We start from the raw sequence: 20335 nt of genomic DNA on the forward strand, positions 1-20335 counted from the left end.
GTTGGCGGCCGCGCACCGCGACCCGGACCGGCTGCCGGTGGGCGAGCACGGTGACCGGGCCGCGGTGCGCGAGGTGTTGCACGCGCTGCCGCTGCTGTCGCGGCGCTGACCCCGGTCAGGCCCGGTCCGGCCGATCCCGCCGGACCGGGCCCGGCCGGACAGGGCCCGGCCGGACAGGGCCCTCGGCCGGACAGGGCCTAGGCGAAGACGACCGTCCGGGCGCCGTCGAGCAGCACCCGGTGCTCGCTGTGCCACTTGACCGCGCGGGCCAGCGCCTGGCACTCGACGTCCCGGCCGAGCGCGACCAGCTGGTCCGGGCTGACGTCGTGGGTGACCCGGGCCACCTCCTGCTCGATGATCGGACCCTCGTCGAGGTCGGCGGTGACGTAGTGCGCGGTGGCGCCGATCAGCTTCACGCCGCGGGCGTGCGCCTGGTGGTAGGGCTTGGCGCCCTTGAAGCTCGGCAGGAAGGAGTGGTGGATGTTGATCACGCGGCCGGACAGTTCGGTGCACAGCCGGTCGGAGAGCACCTGCATGTAGCGGGCCAGCACGACCAGTTCGACGTTCTCCTTCTCGACCAGGTCGAGCAGCTGCCGTTCGGCGTCGGCCTTGGTGTCCCTGGTGACCGGGATGTGGTGGAAGGGGACGCCGTAGCTCTCGGTGAGGTCCCGCAGGTCGGTGTGGTTGGAGACCACCGCGGCGATCTCCACCGGCAGGGCGCCGATCCGGACGCGGTAGAGCAGGTCGTTCAGGCAGTGCCCGAACTTGCTGACCATGAGGACGATCCGCATCCGCTGCTCGGTCGGGTGGATCTGCCAGTCCATCGCGAAGGAGGCGCCGATCGCGGCGAAGCTGGCCCGCAGCTTGTCGACGGTGACCGGCTCGGGAGCGGAGAAGTGCACCCGCATGAAGAACAGTCCGGTGTCCCCGTCGCCGAACTGCTGGCTGTCGATGATGTTGCAGCCGGTCATGAAGAGGTAGCTGGAGACAGCGTGGACGATGCCCTGCTTGTCGGGGCAGGACAGCGTGAGGACGTACTGGGCGCTGGCCGGCTGCTGTTCCACTGGGGGTATCCCGTCCTGAGGTCGTGCGCGCGCGGGCACCGTCGGGTGCCCGCACGGGTCGAGTGCGTGAATGGTCCAGCGTGTCACATCGTGGACGGTCGCCGCCCCGCTGCCCGTACTGCGGGACGGCGCCGACCGGCGGACTCCTCAGACCTGGGTCAGGATGCGCAGCACGTCCAGGGACTTGGGGGTCGCGTCCGGGTCGTCCCCGTCTCCCGTGGCCAGGGCGACGTGGGCCTCGCGGGCGGCCCGGACGGTCTCCGGCCAGCCGGGGTGGCCGAGGTAGGCGGAGGCCGGGGCGTCGGCGCCGACCTCGTGCAGCATCTGCACCGCGCGCAGCACCGCGACGTCGACCAGGGCGGCCTCGGCGGAGTCGCGGAAGATGGTGCCCACGTACTTCTCGGCGGACCAGCGGTCCAGCCAGGTGTCCTCGACGAGCCGGTAGACGGCGTCGGTCACGTCCCCGTAACCCTCCCGGCCGGTCAGCCAGGCCTCGTACTGGAAACCGGGGTCGGAGAGCATGTGCAGGGCCGAGCGCAGTCGGGCTCGCCAGCGCCACCAGGGCAGGTCGTTGAGCGGCATGCCGCCCATCGTGCTGGAGCGGTGGCCCGGACGAGAAGGGTTTCGGGCGGACCGGTGCGAAGAATCTGTGCTGGCGGACATGGTGAACGATCGTACGTTCCCCGTCTGTTCGTGCTCCACTCGCGATCTACACGCGTACCGACCCGGATTTCGGCGGCCGTTTGCCGACCGTTCGCATTTCGGCCCTCTCGGCTTGTGGCTCCCGGGCTTGGCTTGTCCCCCGGTGCGCCGGATGGCGCCCCAGAGAGGGAAGACCGATGACCAGCCGAAGGGACTTCTCCCGGGCCCGTCCCACGATCAGCAGGCGCCGCCCGCGGCGTCCGATCGCCGCCGCGGTCACCGCCGCGGTGCTGTTCCCCACCCTCTTCTCGGCCTCCGCGTGCGGCGGACCGGCCGATGCCTCCACCAGTGCCGACGACCTGACCGTGATGACCTGGGCCCCGTCCGGCACCGGCTCCGCGGACCGCCCCGGCATGACCGCGCTCGCCGAGTCGATCGGCCGGGACGTCAACGTCAAGGGCGGGCTGAGCGGTCGCCGGCTGCACGTGATCACGTGCAACGAGCACAACACCGCCGACGGCGCCAAGACCTGCGCCCAGCAGGCGGTGGACGCCAAGGCGGTCGCCGTGCTCGGCTCCTACAGCCAGTGGGGCGACGCCTTCATGCCGGTGCTGGAGCGCGCCGGCATCCCGCTGATCGGCGGGTACGGGCTGTCCCAGCCGGAGTTCTCCAGCCCGCTGTCCTACCCGGTGGACGGCGGCATGCCCGCGCTGATCGCCGGCAGCGGCCGCCAGCTGGTCGACGCCGGATGCAAGGCCGTCTCGCTGATCCGCCCGGACACCCCGGCCGGCGACAACCTGCTCGGCTACCTGGGCAACGCGCTCAAGCCGGCCGGGATCAGGCTGCTGGACGTCAAGGCGCCCGAGCAGTCGTCCGACTACAGCCAGGTGGTCCGCAAGGCGATCGGCAAGGACGAGCCGGGCAACTGCATCACCAGCGCCCTGGCCGCCGAGCCGACGAGCAACCTGCTGGACGCCTACCGGCGGCAGAACGTGCGGAACACCCGGGTCGCCTCGGTGATCGGCAGCGTCCAGCAGTCGGTGGTGGACTCCACCGGCGGCGACTCCGGCCCGCTGGCCGGCGCGTTCGTCACCAGCTGGTACCCGCCGGAGTCGGCCAAGACCTGGGACGGCCTGCGCGCGGTGGTGCGCTCCCAGGCCACCGACGGGCACAGCATCGACGTCTCCGACCCGGGCGTGGAGACCACCTGGGTCGCCTACGAGGTGTTCCGGGTGGTGACGGAGAAGCTGTCGGCGGCCGGCCAGCAGGTCTCCGCGAAGACCATCGCCGCCCTGCTGGACAGCGGCGAGGGCATCGACGTCGGCCTCACCCCGCCGCTGAACTGGGGCACCACCAACATGCTGCCCAGTACCGAGTCCCCGCGGCTGGTGAACACCTGGGTCACCTACCAGGTGGTCAAGGGCGGCCGGATGACCCTGCAGCAGCCGGGCTTCGTGGACGTCCGCTGGGTGCTCACCGGGGCCCGCTCTCCGAGCTGACCCGGCCACGGGCACGGCACGGGCACGGGCACGGGGTACGGCACGGGGTACGGGTACGGCACAGCACGGGACAGCACGAAGGGCGGGCCCGGTGCGGGCCCGCCCGTCCGTAGCGCTACAGGTCGCCGTCGCCGCGGCTGGGCAGCCCGGTCTGGGTGGCGATCGCGTTCCACAGGGTCGAGGCCTGCTTCTTGGCGGTGGTCGCCGTGCCGCTGGCCTGCACCGCGTTCTTGTAGTGCTGGTTGCCGGTGTCCGGCTTCTTCGGGTCGCAGGAGGACTGGGCGTCGGTCGCCCAGGCCGCGTACTCGTCGTCGGCCTGGGCCGAGGCCGTCCAGGCGGCGTTGAGCTGCTCGACCAGCTGCTGGCCGCCGGGCAGCTTGTCGGTCTTCAGCTGGCCGAGCTTGGTCTGCAGCTCGCGCCGCTTGCCGGCCGCGGCGGACAGCGCCTGCTGCGAGTCGGGGAGCTTGTCGCACTTCTGCACCGCGGCGACCGCGGAGACCACCGCGCTGCGGCTGTCGCTCGCGGTGCCCAGCAGGTCGGACAGCGGCTGGGCCTGCGCCTTGACCTCCGGGTCGGCCGCCGCGCCGGAGCCGCTCGCGCTCGCCCCGCCGGGGGTGCTGCTGCCGGTGGCGGCGACCGGAGCGGTCTTCTGGTCGGACTTGGTGGTGCTGTCGTCGCCGTTCACCAGCACGGCGACCAGCACGCCGGCCGCCGCGAAGCCGGCCACCACGCCGCCGATGACCAGCTTGTTGGACGGGCGGCCGCCGCGGCCCGAGCGGCCGCCCTGGGTGGCGTCCGGGCCCGGCCCGTAACCGTCCTGCTGCCCGTAGCCGTCCTGCTGCCCGTAGCCGTCCTGGGCGTAGCCGCCCTGCTGGGGGTAGCCCTGCGCCGGGTAGCCCGGCTGCTGCTGCGGCGGCTGCCCGGCCTGCGGATAGCCCTGGTGCCCCTGGTAGCCGGGCCCGGCCTGCGTCGGGACGCCGTAACCGGGCTGGGGCGCGGGGTAGCCGCCCTGCGGGTCGCCGGCCGGGTACGGCGGCAGGTGCTGGGTCTCCGGGGCCTGCTCGGCCTGCGGCGGGACGCCGTAACCGGGCTGCGGCGCGGCGCCCCACGGCGGCTGCTGGGCGGGCAGGGCCTGGGTCGGCAGCGCGTGCGCGCCCTCGCCCAGGTACTCGGGCTGCCCGGACGGCTGGCCCACCGGCGGCACGGCCGTGGGGCCCTGCGGCTGGCCCGGCTGGCCCTGGGGCTGGCCGGGCTCGGGGCGGAACAGGTCGTCCAGGTTGAAGTCACCCGAGTTGGGGTACGAGCGGCGCTGACTCAACGCGATTCCTCACCTGTGCAGGACCGCGCACTGGCGGCGGACCACATCTCGTCGGTTCTTGGGAGCATCACAGTTCCTTGGACGTCGCGCCCACGCTACCGGTTCGCCTCACCGGGTGACCACGTGGGCGGGACGATCCCACACGCTCCCTGCACAGACGATCCTCAGGCCGCCTCCGCGTCCGCTCTGGCGTGGAACTCGCGCACCACCCGCTGTTCCCGGTAGGGCTCCAGGCGGCGCCGGAACTCGTCCAGGTACTCCACGCCCCGGTTGGAGCGCAGCCCGCTCAGCAGCCGCACCGCCTGGGTGCCCGTCTCGCAGGCGCGTTCCAGGTCGCGCTGCTGGAGTTGGGCGGTGGCGAGCAGCACCAGGTCCACCGCGCGGCGGCGGACCCGGGTCGGCGGGTGGAGGTCGAGCGCCCGGCGGGCGTAGTGCTCGGCCGGCCCGGCCTGTTCCAGGTCCCGGTGGCAGTGGGCGAGTTCGTCGGCGAGGTAGGCGTCGTCGAAGTGGACGATCCAGTCCGGGTCGTCCTCCGGGCGGCGCTTCTCCATCATCTCCAGCGCCTTGGCCGACACCGCCTCGCAGGAGCGGGCGTCGCCGAGCAGGGCGTGGCCGCGGGCCTCGGCGGCGTAGAACATCGCCATCGCCGTCGGGGTGGCCACCGTCCGGGCGCCCTCCTGGGCGGCGCGGGCGAGTTGGGCGATCTCCCGCGGGTTGCCGAGGGTGGCCGCCAGGTGGCTCATCGAGGCGGCCAGCACGTAGCCGCCGTAGCCGCGGTCGTCGGCGGCCTGGGCGAGCCGCAGCGCCTGGATGTAGTAGCGCTGGGCGAGCCCGGGCTGCCCGGTGTCCACCGCCATGTAGCCGGCCAGTTCGGTCAACCGGGCTACGGCGGCGAAGAGTTGGCGGCCGGTCTCCTCCCGGTAGGCGCCGCCGAGCAGGCCGGAGACCACCGAGTTGAGGTAGTGCACCACGACCGGGCGCACATGACCGCTGCCGAAGCGGTGGTCCAGGTCGACCAGCATCGCGGTGGTCGCCTTGATCGCGGCCACGTCCGTCGGGCCGACCCGGGGGCCGCCGGCGCGGGCCACCACCGGGTCGGGCGGGGTGATCAGCCAGTCCCGGCTGGGCTCCACCAGCGCGGAGGCGGCGACCGTCGCGCCGGTCAGGAAGTCCCGCCGGCCGACGTCGCTGCGCCACAGCTCGCAGACCTGCTCCAGGGCGGCGCCCAGGGTCGGCGCGAACTGCAGCCCGATGCCGGAGCTGAGGTTCTTGCCGTCGGCCATGCCGATCTCCTCGACCGACACGCTGCGGCCGAGCTTGCGCCCGAGGGCCTCGGCGATCACGGCCGGCGCCTGACCGCGCGGCTGCTGCCCGCGCAGCCAGCGGGCGACGGAGGTCTTGTCGTAGCGCAGGTCCAGTCCGTGCTCCGCGCCGCACAGGTTGACCCTGCGGGCCAGACCGGCGTTGGAGCAGCTGGCCTCCTGGATCAGTTGCTGCAGGCGCTCGTTGGGCTGTCGTGCGACGAGTGGTCTCGCGGCCATTGGGCTTCGCCTCCCCACACCCTCCGGTCCCGGCCGGCGGGCGACGATGTGCTGATCTGTTGCCGACTGTCCGACCGTCCAAGGAATCTGACACCAGGTTAGCGATCAGCAACGCCAGCGGGATACCCACGGTGACGAACCGCACCCCCCGCGCGCCCTGGGGAATGCTTCTGTGCGCCCCCGCTGCGCCTGCCTCCGCCCGCCCCAACTCGCTTGAGTCACCGGTTCGGGTGACATTGCCGGGATGCGGCCGACCGGGGCCCGCCGGGCCGTAACCAGCCTCACACACGGTAGTTGAGCAGCCCGTGGAAGACATCCCCGACGCCCCCGGCCAGGACAAGAACGCCGGCCTGCCCCCGCTGCTGATCGAAGCCGTCGGCTACGCCGAGAACCGCCACTGGGAGGTGGCCCCGGGCGCCTGGCTGATCGACGGCGACGGGCCCGCCCGCTGCTCCTGCGGCGACCAGCGCTGCACCCAGCCGGGCGCCCACCCGCTGGACGCGGACTGGGCCCGCAAGGCGAGCGCCGGGCCGGGCGCGGTGCGGCGCTGGTGGACGGAGCGGCCCAAGGCCTCGATCCTGCTGCCCACCGGCCGGTCCTTCGACGTCCTGGACGTGCCGGAGACGGCCGGGTGCCTGGCGCTGGCCCGGATGGAGCGGATGGACCTCCAGCTCGGCCCGGTCGTGGTGCTGCCCACCTCGCCGGGGAGGGTGGGGCGGCGGCTGCACTTCCTGGTGCTGCCCGGGGTCGCGGCCAAGCTGCCGGAGATGCTCCGCAAGCTCGGCTGGCCGCTCGGGCGGCTGGACCTGGTCGCCCGCGGCGAGGGGGACTGGACGGTCGCCCCGCCGTCCCGGATCGGCTCCACCGGCTACGCCCAGTGGGCCCGCTCCCCCTCCGAGTCCAACCGCTGGCTGCCGGACGCCGCCGAGCTGATCAGCCCGCTCGCGTACGCCTGCGGCCGCGAGGCGCCCGCGCAGCCCGTCCCGGCCGCCCAGCCGGCGGGCGTCTGACCGGACCACGCCCCGCCGCGGGCCGAAGCCTGCCGCCCTGCGCCGATCGGGTGAGGGCGAGCACCGCGCGACACAACGCGCGTGAGTGACGGGCCTTGTCTCCCACCGGGGACGGGGCCCGTCATACGCATGTGCGGATAAGGCTTCGGTCTACCCGCTGGTCACCCGGGAAAGCCGCTCGTACGAGTGACAGCGCTCAAGGATTGCCATGATCGGCCGAGGGGAGGAATGGCGGTGTGGGGGTCGCCGGAAGGGTCGCTCGGACGGGGAAGCCGGGCGAGGCGGTGGAGGGGAGCGGGAGGGAGCGGGAGGGGCAGGAGGGGACCGGGAGGGAGCCGGGGAGGACGGGAAGGGCCCGCTGCACGGGGAGCAGCGGGCCCTGATCGTTCCTACGGAGCGGGCGGCCCCGGCCTGGCGGGCTCAAGCCGCGGGCTCGGGCGGCGGGCTCAGGCCTGGGCGACGAAGACGTGCTGGGCGATGTCCTTGCCCAGCTCCGCCGCGTTCTCCCCGGTGCCGACCAGCACGCCGCCGACGCCGGCGCCGATGCTCACCTTGACCGTCGAGCCCGGCCGGACGCCGGCCCGGCGCAGGGTGCTCATCAGCTCGCTGTCGGTCTGGATCGGCTCGCCGATCCGGCGGACCACCACGTCCGCCCCGGCCTCGCCCGGCTTGACGGAGTCCAGCGGGACGAGCGCGGCGTCGAAGCCCTCGCCCTCCGCCTTGGTGTCGCCCAGCTCGTCCAGGCCCGGGATCGGGTTGCCGTACGGGGACTGGGTCGGGTGGCCGAGCATGGCGAGCACCTTGCGCTCGACCGTCTCGCTCATCACGTGCTCCCAGCGGCAGGCCTCCTCGTGCACCTGCTCCCACTCCAGGCCGATCACGTCGACCAGCAGGCACTCGGCGATGCGGTGCTTGCGCATGACGCGCACCGCGAGCCGTCGGCCCTCCTCGGTGAGTTCGAGGTGGCGGTCCCCGGCGACCTGGAGCAGCCCGTCGCGCTCCATCCGGCCGACCGTCTGGCTGACCGTCGGGCCGCTCTGCTCCAGCCGCTCCGCGATCCGGGCACGCATCGGGACGATGCCCTCTTCCTCCAGCTCCAGGATGGTGCGAAGGTACATCTCAGTGGTGTCGATCAGCCCAGACATCGCCGCTGGCTCCGTTCTTCGGTGTCCTCACCGCCAATTCTGACGTACCGCACTGACAACCGGGCCCGCCCGGGGGTTTCCGGGACCGGTTTTCGTTCCTGTTGACAGCGGTACCGCCGGGGCGCGACCGTGCTCGCCGTAGCTTTCTCCACTGGCGGTCCGGGCCTCCCCGGCCGCCCCACCCGGCCGGCGCCCCCACCGGCAGAGAGCGAAGGCAACCGATGAACGACCTGGTCGGCAGGTACTTCGACGCCGCGATCGCCCACCTGAACCGGGTCCGCGAGGAGGAGTCCGACTCCATCGAGGCCGCGGCGGCCCTGCTGGCCGAGGCGATCTCGCAGGGGCGGCGGGTGTTCGCCTTCGGCGCCGGGCACTCCTCGCTGCCGGCCCAGGACGTGGTCTACCGGGCCGGCGGGCTGGTCCCGATGAACCTGCTGAACGTGCCCGGGATGGCCGGGGTGACGATGATGCCCGCGCCGCTGGCCAGCGCGCTGGAGCGGGTCTCCGGGCTCGCCACCTCGACCCTGGACCTGACCCCGGCGACCAGCGGGGACCTGCTCTTCCTGATCTCGCTGTCCGGCCGCCAGGTGATGCCGGTCGAGCTGGCCCGGTACGCCCGGGGCCGCGGCCTGAAGGTGATCGGGGTGACCTCGCTGGCCTACCCCGGGGAGGTGCCCTCGGCGCACCCCTCCGGCAGCTATCTGAAGGACCACTGCGACGTGGTGCTGGACAGCAAGGTCGCGGTCGGCGACGGCGAGCTGACCCACCCGGGCGCCGAGACCTCCTTCGGCCCGGTCTCCACCATCGTCACCAGCGCGCTGATGCAGGCCGTGGTCGCCTCGGCGGTCGGCCGGCTGGCCGACCGGGCAGCCGCCGGGGACGCCCCCGCGCCGCCGCTGTTCCGCTCCGGCAACGTCCCGGGGGGCACCGAGTGGAACGCCAAGCAGATGGCGGAGAACGCCGAGCGCATCCTCTACACCTACTGACCGGGCCCCACCCGCCGACCCGTCGGGCGGCGCGAACACCGGCACGCCCGCTGACGGCGAGTGCCGGTACGACTACGGGGCGTACCGGACAACCACCGGACCATCCCGGCCATTGCGGGCCGCCCCGGCCACCGCCAGGCGTACCGGGAAGCCGCCGGGGGCAGGAGAGCCGAGGGACCTGAGCGACGGGTGGGGGCCGAGCATGGTGTCTGGTGCGGGACGGACCGGGTGGGTGCGGGAACGGGAGCTGCTGCCCGAGTTCTTCTGGGCCGCCGACGCGGCCTCGCTGCGCGGCCAGCGGCGTTCGGTGCTGCTCTCCGCCTGGGAGCTGGTCCTGCTGCTGGTCGCCGCCGCCACCGGATCGGCCGACGGCGAGCCGTGGGCCTGGTCGGCCGCCGCGGCCTACCTGGGCGCGATGGCGCTGGCGGTGGTGATCAGCCGGCAGAACCCGCAGGGCCTGTGGTACGAGGGCCGGGCGGCCGCCGAGTCGGTGAAGACGCTGGCCTGGAAGTTCGCCGTCCGGGCCGACGCCTACCAGCCGCCGCCGCACAGCCTGCCGGACGCCGAGGGGCTGTACCGCTTCCAGCTCGACCGGGTGCTGGGCGCCTTCCGGAACACCCCGGTGGCCGTGCCCGTGGACGGGGTCGAGGTCACCGAGGCGATGCGCGACCTTCGCGCACAGCCGCTGGCGGTGCGCCGCGAGGTGTACCTGAACGAGCGGATCCGGGTGCAGCACGACTGGTACCGCCGCAAGGCCCGCTACTGCGCCCGCGCCGGGTACTGGACCGGCGTGCTGGGCGTGCTGCTGCCGGCGCTGGGCCTGGCGCTGGCCGTGCTGCGGGCGCTCGGCGCGTTCACCTACGACGCGCTGGGCACCGTCTCGGCGGTGGCCGCCTCGGTCACCGCCTGGGCCCAGTTGCGCCAGTACCGCCCGCTGGCCGCCGCGTACGGGCTCGCGGCCGAGGAGTTGGAGCTGATCCACCTCCAACTCGCCCGGCTGGACCTGGAGTCGATGGACGCCGAGGAGCTCTGGGCCCGGCTGGCCCGGGACGCCGAGGACGCGGTGTCCCGCGAGCACACCACCTGGCAGGCCCGCCGGGAGGTGCGCACCACCACCGACCGGGAGCACTGAGGAGGAACGCGTGGCGTTACGGATGGTCAAAACGGCGGACGGTCGCGCCCTCGCCGTCGAGTCCCTCGGCGACCCGCGCGGCCGTCCGGTGTTCCTGCTGCACGGCATGCCGGGCAGTCGGGTCGGACCGCACCCGCGCAGCACCGTGCTGTACCGGCTGGGGGTGCGGCTGATCTCCTACGACCGGCCCGGCTACGGCGACTCGACCCGGCTGTTCGGCCGCCGGGTGTCCCACGCGGCGGCCGATGTGCGCACCATCGCGGACGAGTTGGGGCTGGACCGGTTCGCGGTGCTGGGCCGTTCCGGCGGCGGCCCGCACGCGCTGGCCTGCGCGGCGATGCTGCCGGGGCGGGTCAGCCGGGTGGCGGTGCTGGTGGGGCTGGCGCCGCGCGACGCGACCGGCCTGGACTGGTACGCGGGGATGACCCCGTCCAACGTCCGCGCCTACCGGGAGGCGGAGCGCGGGCACGGCCGGATCGCGGACGCGATGGAGTTCCGCTCCCGGCAGATCAAGGACGACCCGGTCCGGCTGCTGAACGGGCTGCGCACCGAACTCTCCCCCGCCGACCGGGAGGTGGTGGCGGACAGCGGGCTGCGCCGGATGCTGCAGAGCAACTACCGGGAGGCGTTCCGGCACGGCGCGGACGGCTGGATCGACGACGTGCTGGCCTTCACCGCGGACTGGGGCTTCGAGGTCGGGTCGGTCGGGGTGCCGACCTGGCTGTGGCACGGCGCGGACGACCAGTTCTCGCCGGTCGACCACTCCCGCTGGCTGGCCGACCACATCCCGGGCGCCGAGCTCTTCCTGGAGCCCGGCGCGGCGCACTTCGGGGCGTTCCGGGTGATGACCACGGCCCTGGCCTGGGCGGCGGGTTAGGGTCCGTCCTCGAACTCCCGCCTGCGGGGCGACGGGAGCTCGGGGACGGACCCTAGCCCCGGACGGGGGTGAGGGGCTCGGCGCCGTCCAGCACGGCGAGGATGTTGTCCACCGCGAGGTCGCCCATCGCCTGCCGGGTGCGCACGGTGGCGCTGCCCAGGTGCGGGACGAGCACCGCGCGTTCCTGGGCGAGCAGCGCGGACGGGACGTCGGGCTCGTGCTCGAAGTTGTCCACGGCGGCGGCGAACAGCGCGCCGGACTCCAGGGCGGCGGCCAGCGCCTCCTCGTCGACCACGCCGGCCGTCATGCTGATCACCACCGCCCCGGGCGGCAGCATGGCGAGCCGGCGGGCGTCCAGCAGGTGCCGGGTCTCCTCGGTGCAGGGGCAGGTGACGACCAGCACGGTGGAGGTGGCGAGCAGTTCCTCCAGCGGCTTCCACTCGGCGCCGCCGGCCTGCTCGGGCGGCAGTGCGCGGCGGTTGTGGTAGCCGACCGGCATGTCGAAGGCGGCGGCCCGGCGGGCGACCGCCTGCCCGATCCGGCCCATGCCGAGCACGCCGAGCGGGGTGCCGGCCAGTTCCAGGCCGAGCAGGAAGTTCGGGCCCCAGGCCCAGGGCGTGCCGGAGCGCAGCAGGCGTTCGCCCTCGCCGAGCCGGCGGGTGGCGGCCAGCAGCAGGGCCCAGGCGGCCTCGGCGGTGGCGTTGGTGAGCACCCCGGGGGTGTTGGTGACGACCACGCCGCGTTCGGCGCAGGCCGCGAGGTCGACGTTGTGGTAGCCGACGGCGTGGTTGGCGACGATCTCCAGCTGCGGGCCGGCGGCGTCCAGGAACTCGGCGTCCACCCGGTTGTTGAGGGTGGTGAGCACGGCTCGGCGGCCGCGGACGGCGGCGAGCAGTTCGGCTCGTTCCAGCTCACGGTCGTTCTCGCCGCAGGTGGCGGCGTACCGGCCGGTGAGCCGTTCGAGGACGTCGGGCGCGGGGTGCCGGGTGACCAGGACCGGGGGCGGGGTGGTCGGGTCCGTGGGCCGCTCGCTGCTGTCGCTCATGGCTCGGCAGCGTACCCCGCCCCCGCCCGGTCACACCGGCTGCGGCTCCAGGTCGCGGTTGATCCGCTTCCAGCCGCGCGCGGAGACCGTGTTGGGGTGTTCCTCGCCGACCTGCCGGATCAGCTCGGAGATCGCCCGGGCGCGCAGTTCGGCGGCCTGGGTGTGCCGGCCGGCCGCGCGAAGGGTGATCGCCAGGTTGGCCTCGCAGGCGACCGCGTCCGGGTGCTGCGGGGAGTAGCGCCCGCACAGGCCCGCGTAGGCGGACCGGCCGAGGTGCTCGGCGAGGTCGTTCTGCCCGTCGTCGCCGTAGGCGTTGGCCAGGTTGATCACCGCGTTGAGGGTGTACGGGTGTTCCGCCCCGACGGAGCGGGTGAGGCCGTCGACGGTGAGCCGGCCGCGTTCGATGGCGCCCTGGACGTCGCCGCTGCCGCGCAGGTAGATCCCGAGGTTGTTGGCGCAGGCCAGGGTGAAGGGGTGCTCGTCGCCGAACAGCCGCCGGTGGCCCTCGAAGACGGTGGCGCAGAGGTCGCGGGCGGCTTCCTTGTCGCCGGAGGCGCTGTGGTCGGCGGCCAGGTTGAGTGCGCAGGCGAGCGCGTCGGGGGCGTCGGCGCCGTAGCGCTCCAGGTAGCGCTCGTAGGTCTCCTTGGTGATCCGGCGGGCCTCGGCGAGCTGGCCGATCCGGCGCAGTGAGACGGCCAGCGACTTGGCGTTGCGCAGGTTCTCGGGCAGGTCGGGGTCGAGCACGTCGCCGAGGTCGGAGGTGACCTCCTGGAGGAGGTCCACCGAGCCGCGGTAGTCGCCGAGTTCGCGCAGGTCGCGGGCCAGGTTGGACTTGGTGGACAGGGTGTAGGGGTGCTTGGGGCCGAGGACGGCGGTGCGCCGGTCGAGGGTCTCCTGGTCGAGTTCGCGGGCGGCCTCGCTGTTGCCGACCAGCCGGTAGTCGATGGCCAGGTTGTTGGCCATCGAGAGGGTGCGCGGGTTGTCGTCGCCGAAGAGTTCGCGGAACTGCTCCAGGATCTCCTGGTCGAGGTCGAGTGCGGCCTGGAAGCGGCCGAGCGCCCGCCGGTCGGCGCCGAGCGAGCCGGCCGTCATCAGGGTGTACGGGTGGTGTTCGCCGAGCAGCACCCGCTGGCGCTCCAGGGTGGCCTCGTCGAGGGCGAGCGCCTCGGCGTAGTTGCCCTGGGAGCGCAGCACGTTGGCGAGTTGGAAGCGCAGCAGCAGGGTCTGCCGGTCGTCGTCGCCGAGCTTGCCGGTCCATTCGGCGTCGAGGGCGTGGCCGAGGTCGCGGGCGCGGTCGAGTTCGCCGCGCTTCCACAGGTAGCGGACCCGGTCGATGAGCAGTTGGCGGGTGTCGGCCTCGTCGCAGTTGTGCGCCTTGGAGGGCGACAGGTGGGGCCAGATCTCGTCGAAGGCGGGCCAGTTGGCGGGGTCGTCGGTGTCGCCGAGGACGGGCCGGGCGCCGGTGAGGATGCGGTGCACCTCGTGGACGGCGATCTCCTGTTCGTCGTCGGTCATCCCGGCGCGGATCACCGCCTGGACGAGGCGGTGCACCTGGAAGCTGTTGCTGCCGGCGTCGACCTTGGCGAGGGCGTACCGGCCGATCGCCTGGATGACCTTGCCCAGCATGAACTTGTCGCTGAGGTCGGCGTCGTAGCGCACCAGCGCGCGGATCATCTGGTCGCTGTAGAAGAGGTTCATCGAGATCGGCTCGGGTGCGAAGAAGGCGCACAGTTGCAGCAGTCGCACGGCCGCCGGGGACTGCTGGCGCAGCCGTCCGATCGAGACGTTCCAGGTCGCGGCGACGGGGGTGGGGTAGTCGGTGGGGTGGTCGACGGCGAGGGCGCGGGCGGCCTCGGCGTGCAGCTGGGCGACGTAGGTGTCGACCGGGGTGCCGGTGGTGTCCAGCCAGGCGGCGGCCACCTCGACGGCGAGCGGGAGGTCGCCGACGGCCTCGGCGACCCGGTCGGCGTCCGGGCGGGAGAGGCTGCGGGCGCGCCGGCACAGGTGCTCGACGCTCTCGCCGCGGGTGAAGACGTCGACCTCCAGCGCTTCGGCGTGCCCGGTCCAGGCCTGGTTGCGGGAGGTGACCAGGATGTGGCCGGAGCCGCCGGGGAAGAACCGGCGGATCTCGGAGGGCTCGTCGGCGTTGTCGAAGATCAGCAGCCAGCGCGAGGTGGGCACGCCGCGGCGCAGCGCCTCGCGGGCGGCCTCGGCGGCCTCGGTGACGGAGTCGCCGACCCGCAGGCCGAGCCGGCGGGCGAGTTCGGCGAGGGCCGGGGCGACCAGTTCGGTCTGCTCGGCGTCGATCCACCAGACCAGGTCGTAGTCGGACATGAAGCGGTGGGCGTACTCCAGCGCCACCTGGGTCTTGCCGACGCCGCCGAGCCCGTACAGGGTCTGCGGGGTGGGCAGGACGGCCGCCATGCCGCCGCGCAGCTGGTTGCGCAGTTGTTCCAGGACGGCGGCGCGGCCGGTGAAGGAGGGGTTGCGCGGCGGGACGTCCCAGACCGAGGGCTTGCTGCCGGGGAAGCGCGGGCCGCCGCTGGGGGCGTCGTCGAGCACCGCGTCGCCGCGGCCGAGGGCGCGCAGCAGGCTCTGGATGGACTGGGTCTCGTCGCGGCCGACCAGGTCGACGGGGTTGCGGTTGCTGAACGGCGCGGTGAGCCGGACGTCGCCGACGCGTACCGGCAGCAGCTGGCGCCGGGTGCCGGAGGGGTCGGAGTTGACCACGGACTCCCACAGCGCCCGGGCCTGCGGGGAGCGCTGGTAGGCGGGCGAGAGCACGGCGACCGTGCGGTAGGCGGAGTCGATGCCGCGCTCGGTCTCCTCGCGCGGGTCGGTGCCGGCGCTGAGGTCGCGCGGGAGCACCCGGAAGCCGGCCCTGGTCAGGACGGACTCGATCCAGTCCGCCCACATCCGGTCCTCGGGCACGTAGGACAGGTAGAGGTCGGCGGGGACGGACGGGCGGCGGCGGGTGAAGGCGTCGACGTAGCGCAGCCGCACCTCCTCCTCCACGGCCGGCAGCCCGGTGACCCGGCCCTCGGTGATCATCGAGGTGAGCCGTTCGCAGGCGGCCAGCATCGAGGTGGGACTGCCGGTCTGGTCGCCGAAGGTGGCGAGGATCTCCTCGTAGGCGTAGAACGGCCGGTACGGGATCTCCACCGCGCCCCAGTACCCGGCGAGTTCCTCGCTGCTCAGGCCTGCGGGCAGGCCGTCGAAGCGGACCCGGGCGAGGGCGCGGCCGGCGTCCGCCTTCTCCTTCTCGCCCTCGTCGATGCGCATCGGGACGGGCAGGATGCGGATACCGCGGTCGCGGTAGCGGTCGTGGATGTGCTGGGCGATCCGGGAGGCGCCGTCGATGGACTGGTCGCTGAGGGTGAAGCAGACCACCAGGTCGTCGGGCATCTGGACGGTGCAGATCTCGGCGATGTCGGACAGGCCGGTGCGGGAGTCGATCAGCACGTAGTCGTAGCGCTTGGCCATGTCGGCCTTGAGCGCGTCGAAGAACTGCCCGCCGTCGAAGCGGTCGTAGAAGATGTCCCAGTCGAGGTGGGTGACGGCCTCGGAGTAGTCGCGGTTGAACTGGCCCGCGGAGAGGAAGTCCAGACTGCCGCCGGCCGGGAAGTACGGCCAGGAGAGCGAGAGCGCGTGCGGGTGCACCCGGGCGAAGTCCAGGTGCCAGCCCTCGGCGTGCTCGACCGGGCGCAGTGCCTCCTCGCGGTACTCGGCGATGAGGTCCATCATCCCGGTGGTGCCGGCCAGCGAGGCCGGGTCCAGGAAGGGGTGGAAGAACTTGGCGAGGCCGGGGGCCTCCAGGTCCCAGTCGACGGTGAGCACCCGGAAGCCGTTGGCGGCCAGGATCCAGGCGGTGTTGGCGAGGGCCATGGTGCGGCCGGTGCCGCCCTTGTAGGAGTAGAAGGTGATGATCCGGCCGTTGCGGTCCTGTTCCGCGGCCAGCCGGGCGGCCTCGCGGGCGGCGGCCAGTTCGGCGGCGCCAAGGCGGAAGTTCCTGGTGGTGTTGTCGCTCATCGGTTCGGTCCTCCCAAGGGCGCCATCCCAGCATCGGGGTCATCGCCGTCGTGACGGTCGTAGCGGTGGTCGCGATCGTTCTCACGGGCGGTGCGGTCGTTGCGTTCGTTCTCCTGGGCGGTGCGGCCGAGGGGCCTGGCCCGGTCGAGGGGACTGTCGCGGTCGTCCCGGTCGGGGTCGTGGTCGGGGTCGAAGGGGTCCGGTCCGTAGGGTTCCGTCCGGTGCCCGCCGAAGCCGTCCGGTCCGTATGCCCCCGGGGCGCGGCGGAAGGCCTCGCGCAGGCTCGGCCGGGGCGCCGGCGGCTCCTCCGGTTCGGCTCTGGTCCGGCTCTCGAAGGCGTACTTGGCCTTCATCGCGGCGCGGGGCAGGGCGTCGTCGAAGTCCTCCAGGCTGTTCAGCCCGGTGGGGCCGGTGACGCCGAGGAAGCTGGGGCGGCCCGCGCGGCGGGTCTTGCGCAGGGTCTGGTCGGACAGCCCGCTGAACTCGCCGTCCCGTTCGAGGCATTCGCGGTCGTCGGTGTTCCACGGCTCCAGCACGCTGACCCAGGTGGCGTCGGAGCGGTCGAAGCGGCGGACGAGTTCGCGGCGGCGCGGGTCGCGCAGTGCCCAGCGGTCGAGCAGCAGCAGGCCGGGGGCCTCGGCGTTGCCCTCGATGATGGAGTCGACCTCGTCGTCGAACTCGTGCACGGTCGGCTGGAATCCCAGCTGCCGGGCCAGGCGCACCGCGTGCTGGGCGATGGGGGATCCGGCCGGGCGGTAGGGGTGCCAGTCGGCGCGCCGGGCGCCGTAGAAGTCGGGGTTGCGGTCCTGGGGCAACTCGCCCTGGTGGTAGGTGAGTACGGAGATCCGCAGCTGTTTGGTCGGGGCGGACACGTTGAAGGCGCTGGGCAGGCCGTTGAATTCCAGCCGCCGCCCGACCGGGATCACCGTCTCCTCCGCCACCTGCACGATCCGCGCCGCGAGCCGGTGCACGGCCAGTTCGTAGGCGGCCCGGAAGTAGCTGAGCTTCATCAGCGCGTACAGGCCCTCGGTGGCGTAGTCGGGCCCGAACCCCGCGTGGTTGAACTGCAGTTCGCTGGCCACCTGGGGCAGCCGGTAGCGGCTCATCGGGGCCCACAGCACCGGCACGATGCCGCTGGTGCGCTCCACCTCCATGGTCGCCGGGTAGACCGGCCGCCGGGTGAAGGCGTGCCACTCCTGGCCGCACGGCACGCTGTTGAAGTACCGGGGTGAGTACAGCGGCACGAAGACCCGGCAGGTCGCCAGCTCCTCGGACAGCCGCTCCGCCCACAACTCGCCCTGGTGCATGGACTCGTCCATGAACCCGACGGGCACCCCGGCCGGGACGGTGGTGAGTTGGAGCACCGCCTCGCAGAGGTCGCGGTACAGCTGGCGCACCCAGTGGTTCGGGTCGCCGGCGCCACGCGCACCGGACTTCGGCGTGTGCGCGTAGGAGAGGAAGAAGTACGGCCTGGCCTCGTCCTCGTCCCAGCCCCGGTCAGTCACACGTGCCTCCCCCGGGCCCGTCGGCAACCTGGCTCCCGCAGCCCCCGTGCGGCGGGGTCTCAGTGTAGGAACGACTGACACCCCAATGGAATAGCACAACGGCTCGCACGAATTGACATGACCGAAACGATGCCGCTGTCCTGTTTCGGTGAGCAGTACCCTCGTTGCGGCCACCGTGAACGATCAGGAGGGGTACGCATGGACCAGCTCAACTGGCAGAGGTCGAGTTTCGGCACCGACCAGGCGAACTACCTGGAGATCGCCTCCGCGGGCGATCTCGTCTACATCCGCGAGTCCGACAACCCCGACTTGGTCGTGACCACCACCCGGAAGAAGCTCAACGCCTGGATCCTGGGCGCCAAGGACGGCGAGTTCGACCACTTCGTCGGGCTCTGAGCGGCCCTCACGGCCGGTAGCGCGCGGCCAGCGTCCGGACCGTCCCGGCGATCCGCTCGCGGAGTTCGGCCGGTTCGAGCACCTCGATGTCGGCGCCGAGGCGCAGGAACTCGCCGTGGGCGTGGTCGATCGACTCGATCGGCACCCGGACGTCCGTCCAACCGCTCTCGGCCGCCGGCACGCCGAGGCGGCGGGCGCCCTCCGGGGTGAGCCGCACCAGCGCCTCCCCGGTGTGCAGCCGGGCGTGGAAGTCCGCCAGGTAGGCCTGCCAGTACGCGGCCAGGACGAAGCCGTCCGGCAGCGCGAAGTCCTCGTCCAGGGTGCGGAGTGCGAGCACCTGGTCGACCCGGTAGGTGCGCGTCCCGGACGGCCCGCCGGCCACCAGGTACCAGCGGCCCGCCTTGAGCACCAGCCCGTACGGCTCCACCCGGCGCTCGATCTCCTCCGGCGCCCGCCAGCGCCGGTACCGCAGCAGCACCGTCCGGCGCGCCCACACCGCCGAGGCGACGGCCGCCAGGTGCGGGGTCTCGTCGGCGCGGCCGTACCAGCCGGGGGCGTCCAGCAGGAAGCGTTCCTGGATCCGCCCGGCGTGCTCGCGCAGTTCGGCGGGGAGCGCGGCCCGCAGCTTGAGCTGGGCGGCGGCGAGCGCCTCGCCGAGGCCGAGGTCGGCGGCGGTGCCGGGGAGCGCGGCGAGGAAGGCGGCCTGCGCCTCGTCGGCCGTCAGTCCGGTGAGGCGGGTGCGGTAGCCGCCGACCAGCCGGTAGCCGCCCGCGTGCCCGGCCTCGCCGTACAGCGGGATCCCGGCGGCGGCGAGCGCCTCGGCGTCCCGGTAGACGGTGCGGACGGAGACCTCCAGCTCCTCGGCCAGCTGCTGGGCGGTCATCCGGCCCCGGTTCTGCAGCAGGAGGAGCAGGGTGACCAGTCGGCTGGCGCGCATGCCGTCCAGTATCCCGTTTTCCACTGACAGTGGATGTCAGTGGAGTGCCCCTAGCCTGCGGCGCATGAACGACTTCGACTTCCTTCGCGGCTCCTGGGACGTGGTCAACCGCCGCCTCACCACACCGCTCAGCGGCGGCGGCACCTGGGAGGAGTTCCCCGGCCACACGGTGGTCCGGCCGCTGTTCGGGGGCGCCGGCAACATCGAGGAGATCGTCTTCCCCACCATCGACCTCCGGGGCATGACCCTGCGGCTGTTCGACCGCGAGACCGAGCGCTGGTCGATCTACTGGTCCAACAGCCGGACCGGCCGACTGTACCCCCCTGTGGTCGGCGGCTTCACCGGCGACCGGGGCGACTTCTACGGCGATGACACCCACGACGGCCGCCCGATCCGGGCCCACTTCACCTGGCACCGCCTCGGCCCGGACACCGCCCGCTGGGAGCAGGAGTTCTCCGCCGACGAGGGCCGCAGCTGGGAACTGAACTGGACGATGGACTTCACCCGCACCGGCCCGGCCCTGGGCGGGCTCGCCGCATGAGCCTCATCGTCGAACTGCGCCAGTACACCCTGCACCCCGGCGCCCGGGAGACCCTGATCGAGGTGTTCGAGCGGGCGTTCGTCACCGGGCAGGAAGCCGTCGGCATCACCCTCGGCGGCCGCTTCCGCGACCTGGACGACCCGGACCGCTTCGTCTGGCTGCGCGCCTTCCCCTCGATGGCCGAGCGCCGCCGCTCGCTGGAGGCCTTCTACGGCGGACCGGTCTGGCGGGAGCACCGCGACGTGGCCAACGCCACCATGGTCGACAGTGACGACGTCCTGCTGCTGCGCGGGCCGGGCTTCCTGCCGCCGCCGGGGGTCCGCGAGGTGTTCGCGACCGTCTGCCACCCGGCCGGCACCGGCTCCTTCGACGCCGCCTCCTTCGACGCCGCCACCTTCGACGCCTACGCCGCCCGGCACCTCGGCCCGGAGCACGCGCTGCACCGCACCGAGCACGCCGAGAACGACTTCCCCGCCCTGCCCGTCCGCACCGGCGAGGACGTCCGGGTGTGGTTCGGCCCGGCCGAGGCGCCGCCGCCGGCGCTGTCGTCGCGGTTGCAGCGGCTCCGGCTGGAGCCGGTGACGGCCTGACGGTGTGACGTCATGACGATGTGACGGCCTGACGGTGCGGCGTCATGACGATGGGACGGTGTGAGTGCGCGCGTGCCC

General features: G+C 73.2%; 17 protein-coding genes. 8 read left to right on the forward strand and 9 right to left on the reverse strand.

Annotated elements, in window-relative coordinates:
• Positions 1 to 197: 197 nt before the first annotated feature.
• Together purU and BG452_RS14240 are read right to left on the reverse strand one after the other, a co-directional pair.
• The gene (gene purU, locus BG452_RS14235) at positions 198 to 1064 is read right to left on the reverse strand and encodes a formyltetrahydrofolate deformylase (RefSeq protein WP_411292947.1); all 867 of its coding nucleotides are present in this window, start codon (positions 1062 to 1064) and stop codon (positions 198 to 200) included.
• Between the two features lie 147 nt (positions 1065 to 1211).
• Positions 1212 to 1646, reverse strand: a complete 435-nt coding sequence (locus BG452_RS14240) for an SCO4402 family protein (protein WP_223242199.1) — start codon at positions 1644 to 1646, stop codon at positions 1212 to 1214.
• 257 nt (positions 1647 to 1903) lie between these two features.
• Here BG452_RS14240 and BG452_RS14245 point away from each other — a divergent pair, with 257 nt between their 5' ends.
• Positions 1904 to 3205 (forward strand): ABC transporter substrate-binding protein, encoded by a 1302-nt coding sequence (locus BG452_RS14245; RefSeq protein WP_188304646.1) that lies wholly within the window; start codon positions 1904 to 1906, stop codon positions 3203 to 3205.
• A 115-nt stretch (positions 3206 to 3320) separates the two neighbouring features.
• Here BG452_RS14245 and BG452_RS14250 read toward each other — a convergent pair whose 3' ends face one another.
• Both BG452_RS14250 and BG452_RS14255 read right to left on the reverse strand, forming a co-directional pair.
• Complete coding sequence (locus BG452_RS14250) at positions 3321 to 4523, reverse strand: hypothetical protein (protein ID WP_188304647.1); 1203 nt, start codon at positions 4521 to 4523, stop codon at positions 3321 to 3323.
• 164 nt (positions 4524 to 4687) lie between these two features.
• Positions 4688 to 6064, reverse strand: coding sequence for a transcriptional regulator (locus tag BG452_RS14255; RefSeq protein ID WP_188304648.1), 1377 nt, complete (start codon positions 6062 to 6064; stop codon positions 4688 to 4690).
• 305 nt (positions 6065 to 6369) lie between these two features.
• Here BG452_RS14255 and BG452_RS14260 point away from each other — a divergent pair, with 305 nt between their 5' ends.
• On the forward strand, positions 6370 to 7074 hold the full coding sequence (locus BG452_RS14260) for a bifunctional DNA primase/polymerase (RefSeq protein ID WP_188304649.1): 705 nt from the start codon (positions 6370 to 6372) through the stop codon (positions 7072 to 7074).
• Between the two features lie 446 nt (positions 7075 to 7520).
• On the opposite strand, the gene BG452_RS14265 is transcribed toward BG452_RS14260, so the two are convergent.
• On the reverse strand, positions 7521 to 8219 hold the full coding sequence (locus BG452_RS14265) for a metal-dependent transcriptional regulator (RefSeq protein ID WP_188304650.1): 699 nt from the start codon (positions 8217 to 8219) through the stop codon (positions 7521 to 7523).
• A 221-nt stretch (positions 8220 to 8440) separates the two neighbouring features.
• Here BG452_RS14265 and BG452_RS14270 point away from each other — a divergent pair, with 221 nt between their 5' ends.
• From BG452_RS14270 to BG452_RS14280, 3 genes are all read left to right on the forward strand, one after another.
• Positions 8441 to 9205 carry a sugar isomerase domain-containing protein gene (locus BG452_RS14270; RefSeq protein WP_188304651.1) on the forward strand — a complete coding sequence of 255 codons (765 nt, stop codon included), beginning with the start codon at positions 8441 to 8443 and terminating at the stop codon, positions 9203 to 9205.
• A gap of 232 nt (positions 9206 to 9437) precedes the next feature.
• On the forward strand, positions 9438 to 10337 hold the full coding sequence (locus tag BG452_RS14275; RefSeq protein ID WP_188304652.1) for a DUF4231 domain-containing protein: 900 nt from the start codon (positions 9438 to 9440) through the stop codon (positions 10335 to 10337).
• A gap of 22 nt (positions 10338 to 10359) precedes the next feature.
• Complete coding sequence (locus tag BG452_RS14280) at positions 10360 to 11214, forward strand: alpha/beta fold hydrolase (RefSeq protein WP_188304693.1); 855 nt, start codon at positions 10360 to 10362, stop codon at positions 11212 to 11214.
• Positions 11215 to 11266: 52 nt separating this feature from the next.
• Here BG452_RS14280 and BG452_RS14285 read toward each other — a convergent pair whose 3' ends face one another.
• From BG452_RS14285 to BG452_RS14295, 3 genes are read right to left on the reverse strand one after another with little or no spacing between them, the layout of a single operon-like run.
• Positions 11267 to 12259: a 2-hydroxyacid dehydrogenase gene (locus BG452_RS14285; RefSeq protein WP_188304653.1), complete on the reverse strand. Its 993-nt coding sequence runs from the start codon at positions 12257 to 12259 to the stop codon at positions 11267 to 11269.
• A 30-nt stretch (positions 12260 to 12289) separates the two neighbouring features.
• Positions 12290 to 16288, reverse strand: coding sequence for an FxSxx-COOH system tetratricopeptide repeat protein (fxsT, locus tag BG452_RS14290; RefSeq protein ID WP_188304654.1), 3999 nt, complete (start codon positions 16286 to 16288; stop codon positions 12290 to 12292).
• Positions 16285 to 17793 (reverse strand): TIR-like protein FxsC, encoded by a 1509-nt coding sequence (locus tag BG452_RS14295; RefSeq protein WP_188304655.1) that lies wholly within the window; start codon positions 17791 to 17793, stop codon positions 16285 to 16287. Before BG452_RS14295 ends, fxsT begins: the two co-directional genes overlap by 4 nt.
• Before the next feature lie 198 nt (positions 17794 to 17991).
• On the opposite strand from BG452_RS14295, the gene BG452_RS14300 reads away from it, so the two are divergent.
• Positions 17992 to 18189 (forward strand): DUF397 domain-containing protein, encoded by a 198-nt coding sequence (locus tag BG452_RS14300; RefSeq protein ID WP_188304656.1) that lies wholly within the window; start codon positions 17992 to 17994, stop codon positions 18187 to 18189.
• 7 nt (positions 18190 to 18196) lie between these two features.
• Here the strand turns inward: BG452_RS14300 and BG452_RS14305 are convergent, their stop codons facing one another.
• Positions 18197 to 19126, reverse strand: coding sequence for a helix-turn-helix transcriptional regulator (locus BG452_RS14305; RefSeq protein WP_188304657.1), 930 nt, complete (start codon positions 19124 to 19126; stop codon positions 18197 to 18199).
• Between the two features lie 64 nt (positions 19127 to 19190).
• On the opposite strand from BG452_RS14305, the gene BG452_RS14310 reads away from it, so the two are divergent.
• On the forward strand, positions 19191 to 19667 hold the full coding sequence (locus BG452_RS14310) for a hypothetical protein (protein WP_188304658.1): 477 nt from the start codon (positions 19191 to 19193) through the stop codon (positions 19665 to 19667).
• Entirely contained in the window at positions 19664 to 20257 is a 594-nt protein-coding gene (locus BG452_RS14315; protein WP_188304659.1) for an NIPSNAP family protein, read from the forward strand. The genes BG452_RS14310 and BG452_RS14315 overlap by 4 nt, the downstream gene beginning before the upstream one ends.
• Positions 20258 to 20335: the final 78 nt, after the last annotated feature.

The organism is Streptomyces sp. CBMA123 (genome assembly GCF_014596465.1).
In the GTDB taxonomy this organism is placed as follows: domain Bacteria; phylum Actinomycetota; class Actinomycetes; order Streptomycetales; family Streptomycetaceae; genus Kitasatospora.